Source organism: Sphingomonas aerolata, from assembly GCF_023935825.1.
GTDB lineage: Bacteria > Pseudomonadota > Alphaproteobacteria > Sphingomonadales > Sphingomonadaceae > Sphingomonas > Sphingomonas aerolata.
Genome location: NZ_CP098762.1, coordinates 696,847 through 722,523, shown reverse-complemented (window position 1 = coordinate 722,523; position 25,677 = coordinate 696,847). Strand labels below are relative to the sequence as shown.

The window sequence follows — 25,677 nt, the reverse complement described above, 5'->3', positions numbered from 1 at the left end:
ACCCGATGGTGTAACCTACAAGCAACACCCGTTTCGCAATATAACGCTGCCGATCGTAACGGACCGGCAACATATGGTCATAAAAACCATTTTCGTCGTAACCATGGTGCACCGCCGTAAAACGGGGTGTCACAAGGGGGACAGAAATGCGTTGGACGAAATGGATGATGCGCTCGTCGCGGATGGCGATGGGCGCGGGCCTGCTGATCGCGGCCAATGGCGCCGCGGCGCAACTGGCGACCGACCCCCAGACGCCCACCGCCCCCGCGGCGACCGAGGCCCCCACCGAAGACATCATCGTCACCGGATCGCGCATCCGCCGCGACCCGCTCGATCAGCCATCGCCCGTCATCACCGTGGATGAGAACGCGATCGCGCGCACCGGTCTGTCGTCCGTCGCGGACATCCTGCAACGCCTGCCCGCCTCGTCGGGCGGCCTCAATTCGAAGTTCAACAGCTCGGGCAATTTCGGCAACCCGCCCGATGGCGGCGGCGTCGGCGCCGGCTCCGCGGTGCTCGACCTGCGCTATCTCGGCCCCAAGCGGACGCTCGTGCTCGTCGACGGCCTGCGCTTCGTCAACGGCGCGTCGGCCAGCGGCATCCCGGCGACGGTCGATCTCAACTCGATCCCGTCCTCGATGATCGAACGGATCGAGGTGCTGCAATCGGGCGCCTCGACGCAATACGGGTCCGACGCGATCGCCGGCGTCGTCAACATCATCACCAAACAGAACCAGAAGGGGTTCAAGGGATCGGCGCAATATGGCCAGTATCTCGGCGACAATGACGGCAAGACGCAGGATTACCAGCTGAGCTACGGCTTTGGCAGCCAGGGCGTGCACGTCGTCGCGGGCGGCTATTACACCAAGCAGGAATCGGTCAGCGCCGCCGATCGCGACATCTCGCAATTCCCCAATCCGGGGCAGACGAGCTGCGCCGAACCCATCGGCGGCTGCTCCAGCTTCACGCCCTTCGGCCGGTTCCTGGTGAACGGCCAGAACATCACGCTGCGCGGCCCCGTCGCCAGCGGTCGGCCGGTCTATGACCCGACGCTCGCGACCGGCGACTTCAAGGCGTTCACCGCCGCCGATCGGTTCAACTTCGCCCCGCTCAACTATTTCCTGACCCCCGTCGAGCGGTTCGGCGGCTTCGTCAACACGCGCGCCGAGTTTTCCGAGGCGCTCAACCTGCGCGTGAAGGCGGTCTATAACCGCCGTAATTCGCAGAATCAGGCGGCGTTCCTCCCGCTCGGCATCGGTCCCGACGTCGGCAACGGCAACATGCTCGACACGCTCTCGGTCGATGCGACCAACCCGTTCAACCCGTTCGGCGTGACGCTCGTCCCCGGGCAGAACTACACCGGGATCTTCCGTCGCCTCGTCGAGGCGGGGCAGCGCACCTACAGCCAGCAGGTCGACACCATGTCGCTGACCGGCACGCTGGACGGCAAGTTCCAGATGTTCGGGCACAACTGGTATTGGGATGCGAGCGCGGTCATCGGCTATAACGATGCCAAGCAGCTGTTCACCGGCAACATCAACGCCGCACGCCTCGCCCGCGCGATCGGCCCGATCAGCCAGTGCACCGGCGAATGCGTGCCGTTCAACTTCTTCGGCGGGGTCGGTTCGATCACCCCGGCGATGCTCGGCTATATCGGCTTCGACGAACGCGACCGCAGCCGCCAGAAGCTGAACGACTATACCGCCAACGTCTCCGGCGAGCTGTTCGACCTGCCCGGCGGGCCGGTCGGCATCGCGATCGGCTATGAGCATCGCTATCAGTTCGGCAGCTTCACGCCCGACCCGATCATCCAGGCGGGTCTCGGCGCGGACATCCCGGCACAGGCGGCGAGCGGCAAGTTCAACGTCGACGAGGTCTATGGCGAAATTCGCCTGCCGCTGCTGCGCGACATTCCCGGCATCGCCTCGCTCGAGCTGAACGGCGCGGTCCGCCACTCGAACTATTCGACCTTCGGGGGCAATACGACGCTCAGCGGCGGCGCGCTGTGGAAGCCCGTCAGCGACCTGCTGCTGCGCGGCCAATATGCCGAATCGCTGCGCGCACCGTCGATCGGCGAACTATTCGGCGCGCAGTCGCGGTTCGACGCCTCGATCGACGATCCCTGCACCAGCGCCGCGGGCGGGCTGTTCCAGTCCAACCCGACCGTTCGCGCGAACTGCGTCGCCAACGGCGTGCCCGGCAATGGCAGCTATGCCGAACCCTCGGGCCAGTTGCCGGTGCTCACCGGCGGCAACAGCGAGCTGCGCCCTGAAACCGCCCGGACGCTGCTGTTCGGCGGCGTCTACAGCCCCAGCTGGGCCCGCGGCGGCACGCTCTCGGCGCTCAGCCTCGAGGTCAACTACTACGACATCAAGGTCGACGACTCGATCGCGTCGATCCCGGCCCAGGTGCTGCTCAGCCGCTGCGCCCAGACCGGCGACGCGCTCAGCTGCGCGGCGGTCCGGCGTGCCCCCAGCGGCATCGTGACCGCGATCAACGGCCTGCTGCTCAACACCGGCGGCATCCGCACCAAGGGCATCGACGCGACGCTGACGGTCCGCTCGGGCGAGACCGGCGCCGGGCGCTTCGGCCTCTACGTCTCGGGCAACTATCTGCTCAAGTACAGCGAGCGGACGCCCGCGACCGACGGCTTCGTCACGACCGACTATGTCGGCACCGAACGCGGCTCGCCCGATCAGACCTATCCGCACTTCAAGGGACTGGGCACGATCGACTGGTCGGTGGGACCGGTCACCGCGAGCGTCACCGGACGCTATATCGACAATGTCGACGAGATCGCTGCGGAGAACGCCCTGAAGAGCCGCCTCTACGGCGACGTCCAGCTCCAGTTCCGGCCGGCCTGGCTCGATTCGAAGCTCGCGCTGACCTTCGGCGTGAACAACGTCTTCGACAAGGATCCCCCCGCCTGCTTCAGCTGCAGCTTGAACAACTTCGACCCGACGACCTATGACATCCCGGGCCGGTTCGGCTATCTGCGGCTCTCCTACGGGCTGTAGGACGAGGGCTGCCGACCGGCGCGTCGGTCGGCAGCCACACAGGCGTCGGAAACATAGGATGCTCCGATCGCCAAAAGACCCTCGTCTCACCGATTGTGAGGAACGAAGTAGGCCGTCCCCGCGCTCGACCCCGACAGAAGGAGACGAGCAATGGACGACACCAGGGTCTGGGCATTTGAAGAAAGCCTGTGGACGGGCGACGCGGACCAGTATCACACGCTGATCGACGACGAATGCGTGATGGTGCTTCCCGAGCAGCCCTTCGTGATGACCGGGGCGCAGGCGATCAAGGCGGTCGCCGACACGCCGCGCTGGTCGGAGGTCCGGTTCAGCGAACAGCAGATTATGCGCCCGCAGGAAGGCCTGATCGCGATCGCCTACAAGGCCGAGGCGAGCCGCGAAGGCGCAACCGGCTATACCGCCTATTGCACCACCACGATGCGCCGGCTCGAGCATGAGGAATGGCGCGTGGTCCAGCACCAGCAGACGCTCGCCCCGGTTGCCGGCGGCGCCTGACCCGACCGATACGGCGGTCGCCCCGTGACCGCCGGTGATCAGGAGCGCGTCGCCAGCCCCCCCGCCAGCGGCATGCTCCTGGTCCTGACCCCCGTCGCCGCCGCCAGCGCATTGGCGAGCGCGGCGGCGGTGGGCCCTTGCGCGCACTCGCCCGTGCCCAGAAACGGCGTACCCGGCCGGTCGATGACCTCGACGATGACGCTGCGCGGCACGTCTGCGAACCGCAGGATCGGATAGCCGCTCCAGTCATAATCGGTCCGGCGCGCACCGTCGTGCCCCGCCGCCTCGTAGGCGGTCCAGCTCAGCGACTGGAGCACCCCGCCCTCGACCTGATTGCGGATGCCGTCGGGATTGACCGCCTCGCCGCTGTCGACCGCGACGACCGCACGGTGGACGATCAGCCGCCCCTCGTCGGGGATCCGCTCGACATCGAGCGCGACCGCGCAATAGGCGCCGTGATTCTTGTACCGCGCAAAGGCGAAGCCCCGCCCGCGATTGGGCCGAGGCCGGTAGCGGCTCCACCCGAACCGCGCCGCCGCGCGCCGGATCACGTCTGCGGCGCGCGGATCGTCGAGATGCGCGAGCCGAAACGCGACCGGGTCGCGCCCCGCCGCCGCCGCCAGCTCGTCCATCGCGCTTTCGAGCGCGAAGATGTTCAGATGCGCGCCCAGCCCGCGCAGCGCCGACACGCGCACCGGCATGTCGGGCAGGAAATGGCTGACAATGCTCTGGTTGGCGAAGCGATAGAGCGGGATGGCGTTGCGATCGCCGCCGCCATTGGGCTGCGGGATCGGCTTGGGCGGCGTCGGCGCGAACGGCGACACCACCTCCACGCCCGCAAGCAGGTCGCCCGCCGCGACGGGCCGCGTGCTGTGCGTATTGCTCCACACCTGATGCCGCCAGTCGACGATCCGCCCCGACGCATCGAGCGTCGCGTCGATCTGCGCGAGCATCGCCGGGCCGAGCGGTTCCCAGCCATGCTCCTGCTCGCGGCTCCATTGCAGCCGGACCGGAACGCCGGGCATCGCACATGCGACCAGCGCCGCATCGCCCGCGACGTCGTCCGCCCCATTATGCCCGTAACAGCCCGCCCCCTCGCGGTGGACGCAGCGGACGCGGTCGGCGGGCATCGCGACCAGCTCGGCGATCGCGGTGCGCAGCGGCTCGACGCCCTGGCTGTGCGTCCACACCGTCAATTGTCCCTTGGCCATCAGCGCCACCGCGCAGGACGGCCCGATCGCACCGTGCATCAGATACGGCCGGTCGTACCGCGCGGACAGCCGCCGCACGCCAAGCGCCGCGGATGCGTCGCGCCGCGTGTCGATCACACTGCTCTCGCGCCGCATCTCCAGCAGTCCCGCGGGCATCGGCGGCAGCGCGGGCACAGCCGCGTCGCGCGTCCATGCACCCTGATTGGCGACGCGCAGCGCCTGTTCGAGCGGCCATTCACGCGGACCGACGATCGCCGCGAACCGCCCGACCTCAACGACCCGCGCGACGCCCGGCTGCCGTCGCAGCGCGGCAAGATCGGGCGTCAGCCGCGTCCCCGACGACGGCCCGCGCAGGACGCGCGCATGCACCATGTCCGGCAGCCGCATGTCCTGCACATAGCTCGGCAGCCCGTTCAGCTTGGCGGGCAGGTCGACGCGCGGCACCGGTCGCCCGATCAGCCGCCGCGCCGCCACAGGCTTGCGCGGCACGTCGGCGCGCGCACGCACCGCCAGCGACGTCGACGCGGCGAGCTCGGCATAGGTCGCACGCCGCCCCTGCCCGTCCAGCACGACGCCGTCGCGCGTGAACAGCGTCGTCGCCGCCACGCCCCAGCGCGCCGCCGCGGTCTCGGCGAGCAGCAGCCGGACACAGGCGGCGGCATTGGCGATCGCGGTCCCGCTCTGCTCGAGCGTCTGGCTGCCCGCGGTCACGCCCTCGTTCGGGGTCAGCGCGGTATCCGCGGTGATCAGGTCGACCCGCCCGATCGCGACGTCGAGCTCGTCGGCGGCCAGCTGCGCCATCGCGGTCTTCACGCCGGTGCCGAGCTCGACCTTGCCCGTGAACACCGTGACCCGGCCATCGGGACCGATGCGGATCCACGCGTCGAGATCGGGGAATTTGGCGAGCGTCCCCGGCAAATCGGGCGCGACCGTCGGCGGTCCGCCACTGCCCTCGCCGCCACCGGTCTGCGCCAGCGCGGCGGCCGGCGCGAGCGCGAAGGCGACCAGCAGCCCGCCGAGTATGTCGCGCCGCGACGCCTGTCCGCTCACGTCACCGGCTCCGCAGGCTCGACCACCCCGCCGCCGCGCATCACCGCCGCGCGCCGCACCGCGCGCAGGATCCGCATATGCGTCCCGCACCGGCAGAGCGACGGCGCCATCGCGCTGCGCAGCTCGGTTTCGGTCGGCGTGACCGTCTTGCGCAACAGGCCCTCGGCGCGCGCGATCATCCCGGGGATGCAATAGCCGCACTGCGCCGCCTGCTCGTGCAGGAACGCGCGCTGGACGTCGCCCGGCGCCGCGGCGCTGCCCAGCCCCTCGACCGTCGTGACCGTGCGCGTACCGACCGCACCGACGGGCAGCAGGCAGGCAAAGACCGGCCGGTCGTCGACCAGCACGGTGCACGCCCCGCATTGCCCCAGCCCGCACCCGAACTTGGCCGCATGCAGCCTCAGGTCGTCGCGCAGCACATAGAGCAGCGGGGTGGCGGGATCGACATCGACGCGCGCGGTCGCCCCGTTGACGGTCAGGTCGATCATTCACCCTCCTTGCGCGCCGCAGCGACGTCTTTCTCGAGGTCCGGCCAGGCCGGCCCCGTCCCGTGCCGGGCCTGCAGATAAGCCACGACCTCCGCCACCTGCTGGTCGTCCAGCGCATCGGCAAAGGCGGGCATATACGGCCCGCGCGGCGCGACCGGCGGTTTCAGGCCCTTAAGAATGACCTGGATCGTGTCGCGCGGGTTCGCCTCGTGCAGCGGCGTGCCGAGCGGCAGCGCGGGACGCCCGGCGACCATCATCGCCGCCCCCGGCTCGTGGCAGACCGCGCACGCCCCCGCATACAGCCGCGCGCCCTCGGGATGCCGCTGCCTCGCAAGCGCGCGACGATCGGGCAGCCGCGGCTCGGCCCGCGCGGCAGGCGCAGCGCGCATCTGCCACGCATAATAGGTCGCGAGCGCGCGGACATCGGCCGGCGCCGCACGCGCGAGATTATAGGTGACCGGCCCCATCGGCCCCGCCGCTGCGGCATGCGCGGTGCTGAGCCCGGTCCGGAAATAGGCGTCGAGCCGCTCGACGGTCCAGGCACGGACCGCGGGCGAGTGCGCGTTGATCGGCGGCGCATACCAGCCGCCCGACCAGCCGCCATCATAGGCCTGGTCGCCGCGCTTCTCCTGCTGCAACAGCCCGCGCGGACTGTGACAGGCAGTACAATGCGCCAGCGTCTCGCCGATATAGCGCCCCCGGTTCCACGCGGCCGACTGGCGCGGATCGGCGACGACCGGCTGCGGATGGAAGAACAGCAGCTTCCATCCCGCCAGCAGCGGCCGGAAGCCGAGCGGCGGGATCATCCGGTTCGCGGGCGGCACCGCGCGCACCGCCGGCCGGGTCATCAGGAATGCGTAGAGCGCGTCCACATCGCCGTCCGCCACGCCCGCATAATGCGTATAGGGAAAGGCCGGATAGAGATGGCTGCCGTCGCGCCCGACGCCCTCGCGCATCGCCCGGCGAAACGCGGCGGGCGACCATGATCCGATCCCGGTCGCGGCATCGGGCGTGATGTTGCTGCCGTAGATCGTCCCGAACGGCGTCTTGATCGGATAGCCGCCCGCATAGGGACGCCCGCCCGCCGCCTGATGGCAGCTGACGCAATTGCCCAGTCGCGCCAGATTCGCACCGCGCGCGACCAGCGCGGGATCGAACTGCCGGGGATCCGGGCGCGTCACGCGGGCGATGGCGGGCCGGTATGCGATTGCGGCAAACGCGATCCCGCATAGACCCAGCAGCGCCGCGGCGATGACGACGATGCGCCTGATCCCGGGCCGGCTCATCCTCGCCTAGCCCCTTGCGTCGCCGAACGCCGTCATACGCATCGTCTCGTCTCCCCCGTGTGACATCGGACGCACGGGCCGATCGGACGGGGATTGAACGATCCGGATGCCGACAATCTCCCCGCACAGGGAGATAATCCCGCCCCGCCGCGTCGATTCGCACCGCGCCTGCGCTGTGCTAGGCTGACCCGACACTATGAGGGGGGCGGAGATGCGCGAGATCCTGACGGCGGCGGCCCTGCTGGGCGCCGTGTTGACCGTGTCGGCGGCAGCTGCGCAGCCCCCCGCGCAGACTGCGCCCCCACCGGCCTTGGCACCAACGCTGCGGGGAACGCTGGCCGGCCCGTTCGAGCTCCGGTCGCGGCGCTTTGCAGGCACGGTGCGGCGCTACTGGGTCTATGTCCCGCCAGGCTATGATCCACGCCGCCCGCCCAATCTGCTGCTGTTCCAGGACGGACAGCGCGCGACTAATCCGGCAGGGTCGCTCAGGGTGCCCGCGGTCCTCGACACGCTGATCCTGCAGCACGCGATTCCGCCGACGCTCGGCATCTTCGTGACCCCCGGTCACCGCGCGGCGCACTATCCCGACACGCTCGGCATGGCCAATCCGGATCACCGGGTGGAGGAATATGACGCGCTGTCCGACGATTATGGCTGGATGACATTGAACGAACTGCTCCCCGCGGTCGCGGCACGCTGGCGGTTCGCCAACGATCCGAAGCGCCGCGCGATCGGCGGCACGTCGAGCGGCGCGATCGCCTCCTGGACGATCGCGTGGCGGCATCCGGAAGCGTTCGGCAACGTGATCAGCTTCATCGGCAGCTATACGTCGATCGGCCTCACGCTCGGCCCGGACGGCGCACCGCGCACGCTTGGCGGCGACCTCTATCCCGGGCTCATCCGCAAGAGCCCGATCCGCCCGTTGCGCATCGTCCTGCAGGACGGGGCCGCCGATCTCGACAACGAACATGGCAACTGGTTTCTCGCCAACCAGCAGATGGCAAAGAGCCTCGCCTGGGCCAATGCGCAGGCCGATGCGGAGCACCGCCCGGGCCCGCGCTACGACGTCAGGACGGCCTGGACGCACGGTGGCCATTCGGACGCGGACGGCGGCGCGATCCTGCCCGACATGCTCCGCTGGATCTGGCGCGACCAGCCCGCCGCCGCGGACGCCCCGCCCCCTACTCCCCCGAGACGACGATCTTCGGCAGGGTCGTGATCGGCTCGACCGTGATCGCGCGGAACCAGGTCTCGGCGCCTTCGGATTGCAGCTGGATCCGGCCATGCGTCAGCGGCTGCCGGCCGTCGGGGCCGATCGTCGCCAGATCATGCACCTCGCCGACCGGGACGCCGTTGACGACATGCACCGCGCGGTCGCCGACGACATAGAGGTCGAGCGTGTTCCACGCGCCGACCGGCCGTTCGGCATCGGCCGCCGCCTCGACATTCCAGGTCGGCGTGCCGTTGACGATGTCGATCTCGCGTCCCCCGGCACGGAAGCGGAGATGCGGTTCGACCAGCGACGGGTCGAACGTCACCCCGGTACGGCCGCGCAGCTTGCTGCCGACCGCGACGATCATCCCGGTCGATCCGGTCATGATCTCGAACTCGACCGAGGGCCGCCACGTGCCGAACACCTCGCCCGGCGCGCCATGCGTATGATAGAGCAGGCCGTTGTTGCGCGGCTGCGTCGCCCGCGGTGCCCAGGTTTTGGCACCCCATTTGAACTGCAGCCGCAGGTGATAGTCGCGAAGGTCGGCCTGGTGGACCAGGCTGCCCCAGGTTTCGCCCTTCACCCAGATCGCCGGCGCCCCGTCGACGCTGCGCACCGCGAAATCGCCCTTGGTATCCCGGCTCGTGCCGATCGGCGGCGTGCCCGGCCTTGCCTGATAGGTGATCGACGGGTCGGCATAGCCGAGCCACGCGGTCCAGCCCTTGAGGCTGCGCCCGTCGAACAGCGCGGTCGACTTCCCCGTCGCCACGGGAACGTCGGTCAGCCTGAGCCGCTGCGGTCCCGCGACGGGCTCCCCCGCAATCGCCCGCGCACGGTCCTGAGACGTCTGCGCGGTCGCAGGCGCGGACACCAGCATCAGCGCGACCAGCGCGCGCTTGGATCTTCCAGACATTCGCTCTCAACTCCCCCGTCATATTTATGACCCAGCATAGCGCGTTATCGCTACCAGTTGAACTCCGATGGTCCCACGCGCTAGGACCGGGCGGGAGATTGCACGATGCTCAAGATGTTGGCGCTGGCCGCCCTGCTCACCACGGCGCAGGCCGCGCCCGATCCGCATCTGCCGAAGGCCACGACCGACACCGTCGCCCCCGTGCTGCCCAAGGGCCTCGATCACGCGGTGCTGATCGTGTCGAAGACCAATGGCTGGCGGCATATCGAACATATCCCGCATTCGAACCGCGTGCTCGCCGACATCGTGCAGGGAATGGGTCGCACGAGCTACGCGACCGAGAATGCGGCGGTCTTCAACGACGAACAGTTGCGCCACTTTTCCGTCGTCGTGCTCAACAGCGCCAGCGGCGGCTTCCTGACGCCAGACCAGCGCGCGGCCTTCGCCCGCTTCGTCGCGCGCGGCGGCGGCGTCGTCGCGCTGCATGCTGCGGGCGACGACAGCCATACCGACGCCTGGTACAGCGACACGGTGATCGGCACGAAGTTCATCGGCCATCCGGGCGGCGAGGATCAGTTCCAGCGCGCGCGGCTCGTCGTCGATCGCGCCGACCATCCGGTCATGGCGGGGGTGCGCCTGCCCTGGACCGCGGTCGACGAATGGTATTCGTTCAACGCCAATCCGGCCGCCCGCGGCATGACCGTGCTCGCGACGCTCGACGAGGCGAGCTACCGTCCGGGCGCCAAGCTCGCAATGGGGACGCACCCCGTCATCTGGACCAACCCGCGCACCAAAGGCCGCGTGGTCTATTCGGCGCTCGGCCATTTACCAGAGGCCTATGACGACCCGACCTATCGACGCGTTCTCGTCAACGCGATCCGCTGGGCGGGCCGGCAATAGCGTCATTCGATCGCGAGGAACGCGGTGACCGTCAGCCGCCCCGCCGCCGGATCCGCCGACAACACCGCATCGCCCGCGATCGCGCCGCTGTGCAGCACATAGCTGCGGTACAGCAGCGCCCGGTTATAGGCGGCATCGACCAGCGCGGTCCGCTCGAACAACGCGGTATCGTCGGCGATATAGCCGTGCGGCGGCATCGCCGCGACCTCGCGGCCGAGCCGTTCGAAAAAGGCGGGCGCGCGCGTCTCGTCGACCGTCTCGAACCCGGTGGCGCGATGACGGAAGAAGGCGGTCCCGTCGCGGTTCGTCGGCGACAGATAATGGATCAGCGCGATCCGGTCGCGCGCATAGGCATCGACATGCGGCAGCCTTTGCCGGATCTCGAGCGCGTCGGGCGTCACCGTGACGATCGAGAATTGCGCATCGACGACATGGATGCGGCGGCACGGTCCGAAATCGCGGCCCAGCGCGCGGGCGATCCGCGGAAGCTGGTCGGTAAGATAATGTTCGGGCAGCGCCGCGCGGAGACCGGGATAATGCTCGCCCGCGGATCCGAACGCCGCGTCCGCCGCGGCCTTGCGCAATCCGTCCGGATCCTCGGCAAAGCCGTCGATGATCACCAGCGGCTCCGCCTCCCGGCCGATACGCCGCCTGGTCACATCCCCCAGCATCATGCCTCGTCATCATCCATCTTCACCGTCCTCTAGCGATCCCGGTGACGCGCGACATAGCGAAATGCACGGGCGCAGCGTAGGGGCGGCACGCTCAGTCACACGGACGATCGCTCATGCCCCTGCCCCATGCCAAAGCCTTCTGGGCGAAGGCCTTTCCCGCCGACCGTCTGCTCGGGGGCGTCGGTGCCTGTATCGGCATCGCGCTGACGATGCTCGTCTGCGTCGCGCTGCTCCCCGCCGGCGACGTTCCCCAGATCGTCGCGCCGCTGGGGGCGTCGGCGGTGCTCGTCTTTGCGGTCCGGTCGAGCCCGCTGGCACAGCCCTGGCCGGTGATCGGCGGCAACACGCTGTCCGCCGCGATCGGCGTCGCCGCGTTTCAGCTCATCCCCGACGCCAGCCTGGCCGCGGGCGTGGCGGTCGGGGCTGCGATCCTGGCGATGTCGCTGCTCCGCTGCCTGCACCCGCCCGGCGGCGCCGCGGCGCTGACCGCGGTGATCGGCGGACCCGGCATCCATGCGGCGGGCTACGCCTTCGCGCTCGTCCCCGTCGCGCTCAATTCGGTCGTGCTCGTGCTGGTCGCCGTCCTCTTCTACCGCGTGACGCGGCACCCCTATCCGCATCACAGCGCGCTGCCCCCCGCCGCGATCGCGGCCGACCGCCGCGCCGCGGGATTTCACCCCGACGACATCGACGCCGCGCTCGAGGATATGCACGAAAGCTTCGACATCGCCCGCGACGATCTCCACGCGCTGCTCGCCAGGGCCGAACGCCACGCGCAACGCCGCCAGCGCGGCTGAGCGCGAACCGGGTCTCCCGGCGCGCCAGTCCGGCAAGATCACGCGACCTGCCGTTGCTGCCGCTCGGGGCCTGCGTCATCGCCGAGGAAATGGCGGGTAAAGGCATGCGCGTCGTCGGCCAGTGACTGCAGCGTCCGCTTGAGCATCGCGCCGGTCCGCTGGACCTCGTCGACCGAAGCGAGGTTGCGATCGACCGACGATGCGATCTGCTGGCTCGCCTCGGTGAGCATCTGGCTGCGGTCCTCGACCGCCTCGATCCGCCCGTTGAGCTGTTCGATCGCCTGCGCCTGCGCACGCGACATCGCCGCCACCCGGCCCGCACCGTCGTCCATGCCGTTGATCAGCGCCCCCAGACTGCCCGTGCTCGCCACGACCGACCGGATCTGGTCCTGGACCGCCTCGATCTTCGAGCGCACGTCGCCCGCGCTCGCGCCCGTCCGCGTCGCCAGCGACTTGATCTCGGCCGCCACCACCGAAAAGCCCGCGCCCGCAGGTCCCGCGCGCGCCGCCTCGATCGTCGCATTGAGCGCGAGCAGGTTGGTCTGCTTGGTGATCGCACTGATCACGTCGACGATCTGCTCGATGCTGCTGGCCTGTTCCTGCGACAGCGCGACGGTGTCGTTGGCACTGCGCGCATGGTCGCTGATCGACCTTGCGGCCAGGCTGGTTCCCGCCACCTCCCGGTCGATCTCCTCGAAGGTGTGCGCCAGCAGATGCGTCTCCTTGCCCGCCTCGAGCATCTCGGTCGCGAACAGCTGCGCGATCGCGTCGAGCTCCTGTGCCAGCCGGCGATTGCCCTCGATCGTCTCGTGCAGGCTGATCGCATTCGCCTCGAGCAGCGCCATCGCCTCCTGCGCCTCGCGGATGATGCCGCCGACCTGGCGTTCGAACGCCTCGGCCAGCGCGGCCAGCGTGGCCTCGCGCTCGCGCCGCGCCTGCGCCTCGACCTCGGCGATCGCGCTGGCCTGGCGCGCCTTTTCCTCTTCGGCATGGAGGCGCAGCAGTTCGGCCTGATCCGCGAGGCGTTTCGCATCCTCGCGCTGCGTCTGGAACGTCGTCAGCGCGGTGACGACCAGCCCCAGCTCGTCATGCCGCTTGAGCGTCGACAGATCGATCGCGGCCTCGTGCATCACCGCATCCGTCGCCGCCGCAATATCGGTGATCGAACCGATGATCGATCGCCCGATCACATAGGCCATCACCAGGCTGCCGCCCGTGCCGACGAGCAGGACGAGCAGCAGGATCGCGATCGTGACATGCGTGACCAGCAGCGCCCCCGATGCCGCCTGCCCGGCGCGGCCGATCCCCGCGGCGGTCACGCGCCGGATCCGCATATCGATCTGCTGCGCATTGGCGCGAAACGGGTCGACCATCGCCGCGGTGCTGGCAAAGTCGACCTCGAGCATCGACGTCAGCACGTCGACGGTCGCGGTATATCGGTCGAGATCGGCGAGCACCGGGCCCAGCTGTGCGCGCTGCCCGGCATGGCTGCGGCGGTAGCCGACCAGCGCCGTACGGACCCGGGCCAGGTCGCGGTGGATCGCCGCCACCTGCCCGTCGACCGCGATCGTCGGCGTCGCCGCCTTCGTCACCAGCAGGTGATAGACGTTCGCGTTGGCGATATCGAACCGCTGCGTGATCGCGTTGAGCTGCTTGATATCGCGCATGTCGCGGTTGACGATGTCGTCGACGCTGCGCCCGGTGATCAGCAGCGCCGCGGTGCTGGCCAGCGCCATCACCACGAACAGCACCAGCATGATGACCGGCGTCGCCGCGACCTTGACCGCGATCGGCCGGTCGGCGAGCGCCAGCCTGCGGTCGAGCCGGTCCGACAGCCGGAAGAACGCGTTAAAGCGCAAGTCGCACCCCTGCGCGCACGCGACGATCCGCCGGGATCGGCGATACCGCGGCGCCGTCCGCCAGCGCCAGATTTTCGCCCGCGACATAGACTTCGAGCGCGGAGGTCAGCCGCAGCCCCGCCCGCGCATCGAGCGCCACCGCGTCGTCGACCCGGTAGAGCAGCAGCTGCGGCGTCGACGAGAAGGCGAATTGCCGCGTCGACGAGGTGTAGCGCGCGACCCCCGACAGCGACAGTCGCCCGATGTCATAGCCGAGCGCCAGATTCGCCTTGTGGACCGGCGTCGTCGACTTGGGCGACAGCGCATAGGGGATCGGCAGCGTCAGCGACGCCAGCTCCTCGTCGGTGTGCGTCCAGGTATAATTGGCGCGCCATGTGAGCGCACCGACCGCGCCCGACGCCGACACCTCGGTGCCATAGGTGGTATAGTCGCCGATCGCCGTGAACCGCGCGACGAGCGAGGGCAGCGGGGTCAGGAAAAGCTCGGTCTGCAAGCCGTCGCCCGGCGACGCGATCGCATTGTCCGTCTTCGTCACGAAGGCGTTCGCCTCGATCTGCGTCCCGCCGATCGTCCGCGCATAGCCGACCTCGCCGCTCCACACGCCGACCGGATCGATCCGCGGCGACCCTGCCACGAAGATCGGCACCGGCGCCGGGGTGATGATCGGCAGGCGGATCCCGTAATTCACCAGCGACGGCAGCTGGTAGCCGCGACCGCCATTGATCCGCAGCTGGCCGCGCGCATCGGTCTGGACGAGCAGCGCGACATTGAAGCTGAACCGGGTGAAGGCGCGGTTGAAATCGCTCGCCACGTCATAGCTCGGCTGCGCGATCGCGCCCGCCTGGTGCAGCCAGAGCCGGTCGATCCGCGCCGCCGCGGTGATCGAAATCGCCTCGTCCGGATGCAGGTCGAGCATCGCATTGGCCGATCCGACGTCATAGGAGATCCGCTCGGCGAACTGATAGGCCGAGCGCAGCCGGTTGTTGCGATATTCGCCGCCGAGCCGCAGCGTATCGCTCTTGCCCAGCCGGACCAGCGTCGACGCCTGGGTGACGATGATCCGGTTCTTGAACCCGAGCGGCTCGGTCGCATCAGCCGTCGCGCCGACGCCATATTGCACATCGAGCCAGTTGACATAGCCGCCCAGCGTCACGCCGCCCCAGCCCGTGTCGCGCGTGGCCGAGGCATGGACGTTGTCGCTGCGATAGCGCTGGTTCGACAGCAGCTGGCTCGGCAGATACTCGGCCTGCCGATTGGTCGAATGGCCGCCGCCCAGCACCGTCTCCAGTCCGTCGAACGAACCGGTGATGTCGCCCGACACCTGGTTGCTCGCGACGTCGCTGACCATCGCCGGGCGCAGCAGCGTCGCCGGGATGCGACGCTCGTCCTCGCGCGCGCGGACCCCGGCCAGGCGGATGCCGATCGCCGGGGTGACGGGCAGCGTCACCGACCCGGCGAGCCGGCTGATGTCGTGATTGCCGAGCTCGGCGGTCGCGGTGACGGTCGGCGTCTGGCCGACGCGCCGGGTGATGATGTTGACGACACCGCTGGCGGCGTTGAACCCGAACAGCGCGTTTGCCGGCCCGCGCACCAGCTCGATCTGCTGGATCTCCTCGAGCTGGACGCCCAGGAGATTCCAATCGGTCATGCCATAATGATCGAGATAGACCTGGCGTCCGTCGACCAGCACGAGCAGCCGCGCATTATAGGTCTGCACGCCGCCGCGCACCGACACGTCGCTCTGCCCCGCGGTCCAGCTGTTCACGTCGATGCCGGCATGCGTCTTCAGCAGCCCGGGCACGTCGCGGGCGGGCGACCGGGCGATATCCTCGCGCGTAATGATGATCGCGGAGGCGGGCAGTTCGGACGCGCGCTGTGGCTTGCCCGTGACGCTGGTCGTCACCGGCTCGCCGATCGTTTCCTGCAACGCCTGGTAATCGACGGCCTGCGCACCTGCGACGGCCGGACACAGCACCGCACCGGCCGTCAGCATGGCGCGCAATCCGGTGGCGAAAGTCGAAACGGTCATCGTTAAATTTCCTTGATCAGCATCAGGAATGCCGACCCGAATCTGATATTGGCAGCCCGCGCCGCGGCGCGATTGACGGTGATCTGGGTCTTGGGACCCGAGGTGATGCCGACCACGCACCGCGCGGTCTGCACGCAGGCGGGATCCGACGAGATCGTCAGGACCGACGATCTGGCGGCCGCGGCGGCGATGCCGGCATGCTCCGGGCGCAATCCCGTCGTGACGAAGGCGAGCCGGAATCCGGCCAGCGACCCGATCGCGCCGACCGGCACTCGGCGCGCGCGGATCGCGCTGCGTCCGGCGGCCAGCCCCGATCCGATCGCCCGCTCGATCGCCGCCGCCTCGGCCTCCGATGCCGCATTGCCCGGCTCGAACACGATCGCCGCGGCGACCGTCCCCGCCGGACCGGGCTGAAGGAACGACACGACCCGCGCCGCGATCGGCACGTTCAGTTCCGCGGACAACGGCGTCGCGCTGCCCAGCGCGGCCACGCCGCACATCCATATCCAAGGTCTAAACACGCTGTCCCCCACTGAGGGGACAGCGAGTATCACCCGATATTGTCCAATTAGTTAATGGCTTAGAGACCGCGATACACAATCTGCGGCCCCATCGCGCGGGCCGCCGCGCGCCCAATTAAGACGGTCGCGTAACAGAACGGTCCTCGGCGCGTCATCTGGCACGGCCATAGCCCGCGGACCACGCCGGCCGGGCGCCAACAGGGCAGGACAATCATGCGTATCTCGACGATGCTGCGGGCGACCGCGGCGGTTCAGGCCCTCGCCATGCTCGCAGGCCCCGCAACTGCAAAGGATGCCGCGCCGCTGCGGATCAACGACATCGCCGTCATCGGCACGCACAACAGCTACAAGCAGCCGATGCCCGCCGCGACGATGGCGAAGGTGCGCGCCGCCGATCCGGCGATGGCCGACGCGCTCGACTATGCGCATCGCAGCCTCGTCGACCAGCTCGACACGGGCGCGCGCCAGCTCGAGATCGACGTGAACTATGATCCGCAGGGCGGGCATTATGCGCGCGGCTCGTCGGATCCGAAGCTGCAGCGGCCGGGCTTCAAGGTGCTGCACATCCCCGGCATCGACAATGCGTCGAGCTGCGTCCTGCTCACCGAATGCCTGACAATCGTCCGCAACTGGTCGGCCCGCCACCCGCGTCACGTCCCGATCCTGCTGATGTTCAACGCCAAGGACGAGCAGAATGCCGCGCGCGGCGGCATCGACGCGCTGCCGTTCGACGCAGCCGCCTATGACGCGCTCGATGCGGAGATCCGCTCGGTGCTCGCGCCGGCCAGGCTGATCGTGCCCGACGACGTGCAGGGCCACTATCCGACGCTGCGTGACGCCGTCCTCGCCGACAACTGGCCGCTGCTCGAGGCGTCGCGCGGCAAGTTCCTGTTCGCGCTCGACGAGCCCCCCGCCAAGGTCGCGGTCTATCGCGGCACGCGCCGCTCGCTCGAAGGCCGGGTGTTTTTCATCAACACCGACGAGGCGTCGCCCGCCGCCGCCTATCTGACGCTCAACGACCCGGTCCGCGACGCCGAACGCATCCGCCGCGACGTACGCGCGGGCTTCCTCGTCCGCACCCGCGCCGACGCCAACACGCGCGAGGCGCGCGCCAATGACGGCGTGCCGCGCGACACCGCGCTCGCGGGCGGCGCGCATTATGTCTCGACCGACTATCTCTGGCCCGATCCGCGGTTCGCCGGCGGCTACCGCGTCGCGCTGCCCGACGGCCATGTCGCGCGCTGCAATCCCGTCCGCATCGCCAAGCAATGCGGCGACCTCGAAGGATCCGCCAGGTGAAGCCGCTTCTCGTCGCGACGCTGCACACCGCCCCCGAGTTCCGCCGCGACATGGACGCCGCGCGCACGGAACTCGCGCACGCCGCGGGCGCTGTCCCCGATATGTCGCAGTGCCGGATCGAGGCCGGCGCCAGCTAGCAGACGGACCAGCACGCGGATGATCGACGACCCCAAGGCCACGACCCTCACCATCGCCGGCGGCGCGATCCGCGACATTGCGAGCTTCTACGACGAGATCAACCGCGTCTTCATGGCGGGCGAGGACTGGTCGCTCGGCCCCAGCCTCGATGCGCTCGACGACCTGTTCTACGGCAGCTACGGCGCGCTTGCGGGCAAGGCGCCGGTCATCCTCGTCTGGCAGGATATCGAGACGAGCCGCGCCGCGCTCGGCATCGACGCCACCAGAGCCCATCTCCGCGCCAAGCTCCAGAACACGGCGTTCGACGCCGCACGCATCACCACCCAGCTCGACGCGCTCGAACAGGGCCGCGGCGAGACCTATTTCGACACCATCCTGACCATCATCGCCGACCACCCCAACATCCACCTCGTCCGCGCCTGACCCGGCGCAATTGGGTTATCGCGGCGTCACCGATGCGCGGATGCGGAACAGGTTGTCGGCGGCCAGGCCGACGGCGGACAACAATGTAGCTTGGCTTTTCATGCAAACTCCCGTGGCAGGTGTGTGGAGATACGCCGTACGCCCGCGTCCGCGGCGGGGATCGCCGCGGACGCGAAGGTCAGAAGCTGGTGGTCACGCCGAAGGTGAAGATGCGGCCGCTGCGCGTATAGACGAGCGTCCGGTCGGCGCTGAGATCGGCGAACTGCTCGATCGGCCGGTTGGTGACGTTGATGCCCTCGATCACGAAGCGGAGATTCTCGGCCGGGCTGTAGCGGATCTGGAAATCGACGTTGTTGGTCGGCCGGATGCCGTCGCCGACATTGGCGTTGCTGCCCGCGCCGGTGATGTAGCGGCTGCGATAGGCGGTCGAGACGCGCGCGCCGAACCGCTCGGTCTCGAAATACAGCGTCGCGTTGGCGGCCCATTTCGACAGGTTGAACAGCGGGATGGTCTGGGCGACGCCGTTGTAGATCGCCTTCTGGTCGCCATCGATCCAGGTGCCGTTGGCGACCACGCCGAAATGGTCGAACGGCGCGGGCAGGAAGGTGAAGTCGTGCTGGACCGCGGCCTCGACCCCGCGGATGCTGGCGCCGTCGCCATTGACCGGCCGCGTATAGTTGTACGGCGTGGTGCCGTCCTGCCCCGGCAGCAGCAGCGAGACCGGGAAGCCCGTGGCGCTGTAGGGCACCTGCGACGTCTCCGAGGTGATGAAGCTCGCCAGATCCTTCCAGAACACGCCGACCGACGCGAAGCCGTTGCGATCCATATAATATTCGAGGCCGCCTTCCACCGAGGTCGAGCGGAACGGCTGGAGGTTGGGGTTGCCGACCGACACCGTGCCGCCGAACGGCGCGACCGTCAGCGTGCCCGCGGCGGCAAGCTGCGGCAGGCCGGGACGGTTGACGTTGCGGCTCGCCGACGCGCGCGCGATCAGCTTGGGCGTGAGGTCGAGCGCGATGTTGAGCGCAGGCAGCCAGTCGTCGTTGCTGGTCTTGACCGTCACGGGCTGGAGTACCGTGACGCCGTTGGTCGCGGTCGCGAGCGACCCGCTGGAGACCAGCGCGGTATGATAATAGCGCACGCCCGCATTGCCGCGCAGCCGCATCGAGCCGAGTTCGGTATCCAGATCGAGCTGCGTGAAGCCCGCCCAGCTCGTCTCGCGGATGCGGAAGTCGCTGCCCGCGGTCAGGTTCGCCGCGGTCAGATTGCGGTTGTTGCCGAGCAGCGCGTAGATGCCCGCGACGTCGCCGCCGATATAGGGGATCAGGCTGTCGCGGTTGATCACGTATTTCAGCGCGTCGGGTACCGCGCGGTCGCTGGTCGCCTGCGTCCCGTAGAAGATGTTGGTGAGATACTGGTACCCGCTGTTGGTGAAGCGCTTATACTCGCCGCCAAGCTCGAGCTTCAGGATCGGCGACACCGTATAGACCGCCTGGAGCTGGCCGTTGCGATAGGCGTTGTCGATCGTGTTTTCCTGCGTCACCAGCCGCTGGACGTTCCAGTTCGCCGGCTTGGTCAGGTCGAACCCATAGGTGTTGACCGGGATCGTCGGCTGCATGTCGAAACTGAACGCGGTGTTGCGCGCCTGCAGGAAGATCTTGTCGAACGTCGGCTGCGCGAACGCCGACTTCTGATAGCCGGCGAGCGCGGTCAGCGTCAGGCGATCGCCGACCTTCCATTCGGCATTGGCCACCGCCTGATAGAAATCGGTCTGGTTCTCGACCCGGTGATGCTCGGTCCGCTGGTCGATCCCGGTATAGCTGGCGGCGACGAGCGAATTGCCCTGGATCGTCGCGGAGCGGATGACCTGGGTCCCGCTGACATTGCCGGTCAGCGCGTTATAGCCGCCCGCCGCGATCGCCCAGTCGTCACGCTTGTCGGCGAGGTGTCCGTAGAGCAGGTCGACATCCAGCTTGAACCGATCGCCCGGATGATATTGCAGCGCGCTGGTGACGCCGATCCGCTCGCGGTCGGTGTACCAAGTCGAGGGCGACTGCGCCTGCGGTGCGAAGATCGTGCCGCCGCGCAGCAGCGCGCGCGTCGCCGCATCGATCTCGGGCCCGATATTGTTCGCGCCGTAGGTGACCTTGCCCCAGTTCCAGTTGCGATAGCCATATTCGTTGTTGCGGATCTTCGAATAGGCGACCGAGACGAGCGCACCGAAATCGCCCTGGCGCTGCGAGAACAGCCCGACGAGCCGCGGGGTGATGCCGCTGGTCTGGTCGTTGGTCTGGCCCTTGGCCGACAGCACGATCTTCTGCCCGTCATAGTCGAACGGCTTGGCGGTGAAGAGCTGGACCGTCCCGGCAATGCCGCCCTCGTCCTGATTGGCGGCATAGCTCTTCTGCACGCTGACGCGGTTGAACAGCTCGGACGCGAACAGGCTGAAGTCGAAGCCGCGGCTGCGGCTGACGTTGCCGCGATTGTCCATCCCCGACGCGGTGTTGCCGAGCACCTCCATGCCGTTCAGCTGGGTGCGCGTGAAATCGGGGCCGAGCCCGCGCAGCGCGATCTGGCGGCCTTCGCCGGTGTCGCGGGTGATCGCGACGCCGGGGACGCGTTGCAGCGCTTCGGCGAGATTGAGGTCGGGAAAGGCGGCGATGTCCGACGCGACGATATTGTCCTCGGTCCCGACCGCGCGGCGCTTGAGCTCCTGCGCGGCGAGCAGGCTGCGGCGATAGCCGTTGACGACGATGTCGTCGGCGACCGCGACCGGGTCGGCTGCCAGCGTCGACACGCCCCCCGCGACGGCCCCCGCAACCGCCGGCGTGGCTACCGGCGCGGGTGCGCTGACGGTGCGCAGGCCCGGGCGCGGCGGCGCGCGTCGCAGCACCAGCACGCCGTTGCTCTCGACCGGGTGCAGGCCCGTACCGCGCAGCAGCACGGCGAGGGCCGCCGGCGCGGTCAGCCGCCCGCTCACCCCCCCGGTCCGCTGTCCCTGGATCAGCGCGGGCGCCGCGATCACCTGCATCCCCGTCGCGCTCGAATAGGCCGACAGCGCCGCGGCGAGGTCGCCTGCGGGAATGGCGAACGCACGCGTTTCCGCCGGCTGTGCCCCCGCCGGCCGGGCGTGTGCCGCCGCTGGCGCCATAAGCGCACACACCGCCAGAGCGAGTGCCGACGTTCCGTAAAACCGCGTCATGATAATCCCCCGTCATGGCGCCCCCACGCGCCATTCGGGAGGAAGACGGCGCAGCCCGACGGATCCGGACAGTGTTTTTTCAGCGCGCGGTTTCGAGCGCGAGCCCCCCGTCCCGCTCGACCAGCGCGAACCCGAACCCGCCGCCGATCGCCGCCAGAAGCTGGCGCGGATGATCGGTCCGGAAACGGCCGAACACCGTCGTCGAGGCGAGCGGCTCGGCAGGGCGCGCGATCCGGACGCCGCCCTGCCGGTCGAGGATCTCGACCAGATCGTCGAGCCGCATGCCCGCGGTGTCGATCCAGCCCTGACGCCAGTCGGGCAGCCCCGGATCGAAGCGCTCGGGTACCGCCGTCACGCCGCTGCGGATGCTGCTGCGATAGCCCGCGCGGACCACGACGCCGCGCCGCGCGCCTGCTGACGCCGGGTCGAGCGGGTCGAACCCGACCGCGCCGCGATAGACCGCCAGTGCGACCTGCCGCCGTGTCAGATCCAGGTCGAACGCGGTGCCGAGCACGCGCGTCCGGCTGGCGCCCGCATGCACGACGAAGGGGCGCGCGGCATCGTGGCGCACGTCGAAGAACGCCTGGCCCGCCAGCAGCCGGGCGCTGCGCCCGGCGGTCGTGTAGACGACCTGCAGTCGCGTCGCACCGTTCAGCCGGACGGTGGTGCCGTCCGCCAGCGTCGCGGTCGCGCGCTCGCCGGCCCGCGTCGCGAACAGCTGCGGCGACGGTGCCACCGCGGCGGGCGGCGGGGCCATGCGGAGGCCGAGGACGAGCAGTACGGCGACGACCGGCGCGGTCGTGGCCGCGACGACGACGGACCGCCGCCGCCTGAGCGCGCGGACCTGCTCGTCCGACAGCCGGCCGCACTGCAAAGCGGCGGTCCGCAGCGCATCGGTCAGCGCGGCATCGGTCACGGCCGCGCCCCCGCCCCCGCCCCTGCTGCCCCCACCCCTGCTGCTGCTGCCGGCGGTCACGCCCCCGCTTCCATTGTGAACCCCCGCCGCGCCAGCGCGGTGCGAAGGTCGGCAAAGGCCCGGACGACGTGCTTCTCGACCGCGGCGGTGCTCATGTCGAGCCGTTCGGCGATCGCCGCGGTGGTGAGGCCGTCCAGCCGTCGGCGCAGGAATATCTCGCGGCGCAGCGGCGGCATGCGTTCAAGCGCGCCCGCCATCAGCGCGACCGCGCGGCGGAACGCCACCACCCGATCCGCCGCCGGCAGCGGACAGACCATCGCCTCGTCCAGCTCGACATGCGCGCCGCGCCGCGCGACCCGGTGATGATCGCGCAGCAAATTGCGCGCGATCGCGAAGCAGAGCGCCTTCACATCCTCGACCCGCGCGCTCGCCTGATAGGTGAACAGCCGCAGATAGGTTCCCTGCACGACGTCGTCGCCGTCAGCGTGATGCCCCAGTCGCCCGTGCACGAACGCACGCAGCGCGCGTGACAGCGCCGCGTCCGGGCATTGCATCGCCAGCGCCGGCGTCACCGGCCGGTGCTCCCCGACGCCCCTGAAAACCCCCGCGTCCCTGTTCACCACGCCCCCCGCTTGCGATTCGGGGCGTCTTATGCGTCCATCGTGAAGCCGGGATGACACCGCGCAGCCGCGCGGGTCTTGGCAGGCGCGACCATGCGGCGAGATCGATCCCAGGGGTAGATCGTTACCAAGTTATACTCGATCACCGTATTGCGACTATCGCGCGTCGCATCCATGCTGATAGTGGCGGCCCTACCAGACGGCGTCGGAAAGCTCCTGAATTGACTGTTGCAGGGCGGCATATCGCCATCATCGCGCCGCCGACCGCCGGGCACCTCAATCCTCTGGTCGCGCTCGGCACATCGCTCGTCGCCGCGGGACACCGGGTCACGCTGGTGCATATGGCCGACGTCGCGGCGATGCTGCCCCGTGGCGACGTCGCGTTCGCGCCGCTCGACCATCCCGCCGATCGCCAGGGCCTGCTGGCCGAACATTATCGCAAGCTCGCCCAGCCCTCGGGGCCGGTCGGACTGCCGCGCATGATCCGCAGCACCGCGGCGATGACCGAGCTCCTGCTCGCGGCGCTGCCGGCCACCCTCACACGGCTCGGCGTCGATGCGGTCGTGGCGGATTCGGTCGAGCCGGCGGGGGCGCTGGTGGCACGCCATCTCGGCCTGCCGTTCGTGACCGCGATCACCGGGCTGCCGCTGCTCCGCGAGCCGATGATCCCACCGCCCTTTCTCGGCTGGGCCTACCGGGCCGATGCGCTCGGGCGGAATCGCAACAATGGCGGCTATGCGGTCAGCGACCTGCTGATGCGCCCGGTGACCCGCATCGTGACGACCTATGCACAGCTTTGGGGGCTCGATCCCGATCCGCAGCAGCAATGGTCCGACCGGCTGCAGATCGCGCAATGCCCCGCAGGGCTCGACTTTCCGCGCACGGCCCTGCCACCGAGCTTCCGGTACGGCGCGCCGTGGCGCCTCGACGAACCCGTGGACGACATCCCCGAAAGCGACGGCCGACCGCTCATATATTGCTCACTGGGGTCGCTGCAGGGTGCGCGCCGGTCGCTGTTCGCCGCGATGACCGCCGCCTGTGCCGCGGTCGGGGCGCGCGCGGTGGTCGCGCATGGCGGTGGCCTGAGCGACGGCGACGCGGCCTCGCTGCCCGGCGACCCGCTGGTCCGCGCCTTCTGGTCGCAGACGCGTATCCTGCCGCACTGTTCGGCAGCCATCCTCCACGGCGGCTTCAACACCGTGCTCGACGCGCTCGCAGCGGGCGTACCGATCGTCACCGTGCCCTTGGCGTTCGAACAGCCGGCGACCGCGGCGCGGCTGAAGCGGATCGGCGCGGCGCGCATCATGTCCGCCGCCGACGCCGCCAAAGGCGGGCTCGAACCCGCGCTCCGCCATGTCCTGACCGATCCGGGCTATCGCCGCGCGGCCGGCCTGCTCGCGGCGGAGATGGCGATGGCGGGGGGCGCCGCCGACGCGGCCGCGCGCGTCGAGGCGGCGCTGCGCGACGACGCGGCCGTTACGCCGGCACGCCTGGACCTGGCTGAGGACAGGGCTGCCTGCGCTGCGTGAGGCGCTGCGCCGCAACGATCGCGGGCGGCGCGAGCAGCAGCCCCATCAGCACGTCGACCCCGTAGTGACCGCCGAACACCGGCGTCGCGATGATCGTCAGGATCGCCCAGCCGCGGCCCGGTCCGGCAAGGCGCGGCATCGCACCGAAGGTCCAGATGAAGATCGCGGCGAGCGTCGCATGGAAGCTGGGAAAGCTGACGATCCCCATCAGCATGGTGAGGTCGAGCACGCGCAGCGATCCGTCGCGCAGCCCCGAGATCAGCCCCTGTTCCAGCCACGCGATCGACGGCCAGAGATGCACGTAGCGCGCCGGGTCGAACAAATTTCCCATCGCGGGCGTCAGACCCGAGATGAGGATCGTGACGAACCCGGACAGGATCGCGGCGCACACCATCGTCCGCAGCGTGTCGAACTTCCCCATCCCGCTGAGCGCCACGATGACGACGATCATCTGCACCGTCAGGCTGTGATAGGCGATGCCCAGCAGCCAGATCAGCGGCGGACACTGGTCGAGCAACGCGAGCACGACCGGCCAGTCGAAGCCGACCGCACGATCCGCCGCCGCCAGCCGGGCATCCCACAAGGTGCCGGACTTCGCTGCCAGCGCATAGGCGAGGACCACGCCGAACAGCGTGAACAGCGTCATCTGCAGAAACGCCCTCGCCCCCGCGGCAAGCCGCGGTCGCGCGCTATACCGGCCGATCGCCAGCGCGCCGCCCAGCGCGAGCAGCGACACGACCGCCGGCACCGCCCGCAGCGGATCGACCGTGAAGCGGTCATCCTGCTGCGCGACGAGGAAACTGAGGATCATGGCTGCGACCAGCAACCAGGACGGGGTGTCGCGGTGGTCGGCACGGAAATTCGAAGCGGGCATCGGGGTCGAACGCAGCGTCCCGCCCTGCGGTGCCGCGATCGATCGCATCCGTATGATTTACCTGTGTATGCCACCGCCGGCCCGCGGCCGCCGACGCGGTGCGGCGCGTGCTTTTATGGCGGCGCGCCCTCGCATCGTCCGCCCCGAACGGTTATATATACGTCATGTTGAATGCACTGCTTCTGGTCAGCGCCGATTTGCC

The 25,677-nt window shown here is 69.4% G+C and carries 21 protein-coding genes; 9 read left to right on the top strand and 12 right to left on the bottom strand.

Annotation, left to right across the window (positions count from 1 at the left end):
• Positions 1–146: 146 nt before the first annotated feature.
• Together NEF64_RS03480 and NEF64_RS03475 are read left to right on the top strand one after the other, a co-directional pair.
• Positions 147–3,017: a TonB-dependent receptor domain-containing protein gene (locus NEF64_RS03480; protein WP_276576759.1), complete on the top strand. Its 2,871-nt coding sequence runs from the start codon at positions 147–149 to the stop codon at positions 3,015–3,017.
• Between the two features lie 150 nt (positions 3,018–3,167).
• Positions 3,168–3,533: a DUF4440 domain-containing protein gene (locus tag NEF64_RS03475; RefSeq protein WP_056407119.1), complete on the top strand. Its 366-nt coding sequence runs from the start codon at positions 3,168–3,170 to the stop codon at positions 3,531–3,533.
• 38 nt (positions 3,534–3,571) lie between these two features.
• Here the strand turns inward: NEF64_RS03475 and NEF64_RS03470 are convergent, their stop codons facing one another.
• Genes NEF64_RS03470 through NEF64_RS03460 form a run of 3 tightly spaced genes read right to left on the bottom strand, consistent with a single transcriptional unit; the run spans position 3,572 to position 7,568 of the window.
• Positions 3,572–5,794, bottom strand: a complete 2,223-nt coding sequence (locus NEF64_RS03470) for a molybdopterin cofactor-binding domain-containing protein (protein ID WP_056407117.1) — start codon at positions 5,792–5,794, stop codon at positions 3,572–3,574.
• Positions 5,791–6,282, bottom strand: coding sequence for a (2Fe-2S)-binding protein (locus NEF64_RS03465; RefSeq protein ID WP_056407115.1), 492 nt, complete (start codon positions 6,280–6,282; stop codon positions 5,791–5,793). Before NEF64_RS03465 ends, NEF64_RS03470 begins: the two co-directional genes overlap by 4 nt.
• Positions 6,279–7,568, bottom strand: coding sequence for a cytochrome c (locus tag NEF64_RS03460; RefSeq protein ID WP_082446914.1), 1,290 nt, complete (start codon positions 7,566–7,568; stop codon positions 6,279–6,281). Before NEF64_RS03460 ends, NEF64_RS03465 begins: the two co-directional genes overlap by 4 nt.
• A gap of 211 nt (positions 7,569–7,779) precedes the next feature.
• On the opposite strand from NEF64_RS03460, the gene NEF64_RS03455 reads away from it, so the two are divergent.
• Positions 7,780–8,787, top strand: coding sequence for an alpha/beta hydrolase (locus NEF64_RS03455; protein WP_056407113.1), 1,008 nt, complete (start codon positions 7,780–7,782; stop codon positions 8,785–8,787).
• On the opposite strand, the gene NEF64_RS03450 is transcribed toward NEF64_RS03455, so the two are convergent.
• A complete protein-coding gene (locus NEF64_RS03450; protein WP_056407110.1) occupies positions 8,750–9,694 on the bottom strand; it encodes a 3-keto-disaccharide hydrolase in 945 nt (314 codons plus the stop codon). The genes NEF64_RS03455 and NEF64_RS03450 overlap by 38 nt on opposite strands.
• Positions 9,695–9,799: 105 nt before the next feature.
• Here NEF64_RS03450 and NEF64_RS03445 point away from each other — a divergent pair, with 105 nt between their 5' ends.
• Positions 9,800–10,594 (top strand): ThuA domain-containing protein, encoded by a 795-nt coding sequence (locus NEF64_RS03445; protein ID WP_056407108.1) that lies wholly within the window; start codon positions 9,800–9,802, stop codon positions 10,592–10,594.
• 2 nt (positions 10,595–10,596) lie between these two features.
• Here NEF64_RS03445 and NEF64_RS03440 read toward each other — a convergent pair whose 3' ends face one another.
• Complete coding sequence (locus tag NEF64_RS03440) at positions 10,597–11,268, bottom strand: DUF6445 family protein (protein ID WP_056407106.1); 672 nt, start codon at positions 11,266–11,268, stop codon at positions 10,597–10,599.
• 113 nt (positions 11,269–11,381) lie between these two features.
• Here NEF64_RS03440 and NEF64_RS03435 point away from each other — a divergent pair, with 113 nt between their 5' ends.
• Positions 11,382–12,065: an HPP family protein gene (locus NEF64_RS03435; protein WP_056407104.1), complete on the top strand. Its 684-nt coding sequence runs from the start codon at positions 11,382–11,384 to the stop codon at positions 12,063–12,065.
• Between the two features lie 38 nt (positions 12,066–12,103).
• Here NEF64_RS03435 and NEF64_RS03430 read toward each other — a convergent pair whose 3' ends face one another.
• From NEF64_RS03430 to NEF64_RS03420, 3 genes are read right to left on the bottom strand one after another with little or no spacing between them, the layout of a single operon-like run.
• Positions 12,104–13,924 (bottom strand): methyl-accepting chemotaxis protein, encoded by a 1,821-nt coding sequence (locus tag NEF64_RS03430; protein ID WP_056407102.1) that lies wholly within the window; start codon positions 13,922–13,924, stop codon positions 12,104–12,106.
• A complete protein-coding gene (locus NEF64_RS03425) occupies positions 13,914–15,953 on the bottom strand; it encodes a TonB-dependent receptor plug domain-containing protein (RefSeq protein ID WP_056407099.1) in 2,040 nt (679 codons plus the stop codon). The genes NEF64_RS03430 and NEF64_RS03425 overlap by 11 nt, the downstream gene beginning before the upstream one ends.
• Before the next feature lie 2 nt (positions 15,954–15,955).
• Positions 15,956–16,444: a YfiR/HmsC family protein gene (locus NEF64_RS03420; protein ID WP_159043639.1), complete on the bottom strand. Its 489-nt coding sequence runs from the start codon at positions 16,442–16,444 to the stop codon at positions 15,956–15,958.
• Between the two features lie 243 nt (positions 16,445–16,687).
• On the opposite strand from NEF64_RS03420, the gene NEF64_RS03415 reads away from it, so the two are divergent.
• From NEF64_RS03415 to NEF64_RS03405, 3 genes are read left to right on the top strand one after another with little or no spacing between them, the layout of a single operon-like run.
• A complete protein-coding gene (locus NEF64_RS03415; protein ID WP_200912187.1) occupies positions 16,688–17,773 on the top strand; it encodes a Ca2+-dependent phosphoinositide-specific phospholipase C in 1,086 nt (361 codons plus the stop codon).
• A complete protein-coding gene (locus NEF64_RS03410; protein ID WP_156360370.1) occupies positions 17,770–17,910 on the top strand; it encodes a hypothetical protein in 141 nt (46 codons plus the stop codon). The genes NEF64_RS03415 and NEF64_RS03410 overlap by 4 nt, the downstream gene beginning before the upstream one ends.
• 19 nt (positions 17,911–17,929) lie before the next feature.
• On the top strand, positions 17,930–18,334 hold the full coding sequence (locus tag NEF64_RS03405) for a barstar family protein (RefSeq protein WP_056407097.1): 405 nt from the start codon (positions 17,930–17,932) through the stop codon (positions 18,332–18,334).
• 178 nt (positions 18,335–18,512) lie between these two features.
• Here NEF64_RS03405 and NEF64_RS03400 read toward each other — a convergent pair whose 3' ends face one another.
• From NEF64_RS03400 to NEF64_RS03390, 3 genes are all read right to left on the bottom strand, one after another.
• Positions 18,513–21,536, bottom strand: a complete 3,024-nt coding sequence (locus NEF64_RS03400; RefSeq protein WP_252574614.1) for a TonB-dependent receptor — start codon at positions 21,534–21,536, stop codon at positions 18,513–18,515.
• A 79-nt stretch (positions 21,537–21,615) separates the two neighbouring features.
• Entirely contained in the window at positions 21,616–22,452 is an 837-nt protein-coding gene (locus NEF64_RS03395) for a FecR family protein (RefSeq protein WP_156360369.1), read from the bottom strand.
• Positions 22,453–22,508: 56 nt separating this feature from the next.
• Complete coding sequence (locus NEF64_RS03390) at positions 22,509–23,024, bottom strand: RNA polymerase sigma factor (protein WP_252574612.1); 516 nt, start codon at positions 23,022–23,024, stop codon at positions 22,509–22,511.
• Between the two features lie 269 nt (positions 23,025–23,293).
• On the opposite strand from NEF64_RS03390, the gene NEF64_RS03385 reads away from it, so the two are divergent.
• The gene (locus NEF64_RS03385; protein WP_235516409.1) at positions 23,294–24,601 is read left to right on the top strand and encodes a glycosyltransferase; all 1,308 of its coding nucleotides are present in this window, start codon (positions 23,294–23,296) and stop codon (positions 24,599–24,601) included.
• Here NEF64_RS03385 and NEF64_RS03380 read toward each other — a convergent pair.
• Positions 24,549–25,523 carry a phosphatase PAP2 family protein gene (locus tag NEF64_RS03380; protein WP_031393425.1) on the bottom strand — a complete coding sequence of 325 codons (975 nt, stop codon included), beginning with the start codon at positions 25,521–25,523 and terminating at the stop codon, positions 24,549–24,551. The two genes, NEF64_RS03385 and NEF64_RS03380, sit on opposite strands and share 53 nt — an antisense overlap.
• Positions 25,524–25,677: the final 154 nt, after the last annotated feature.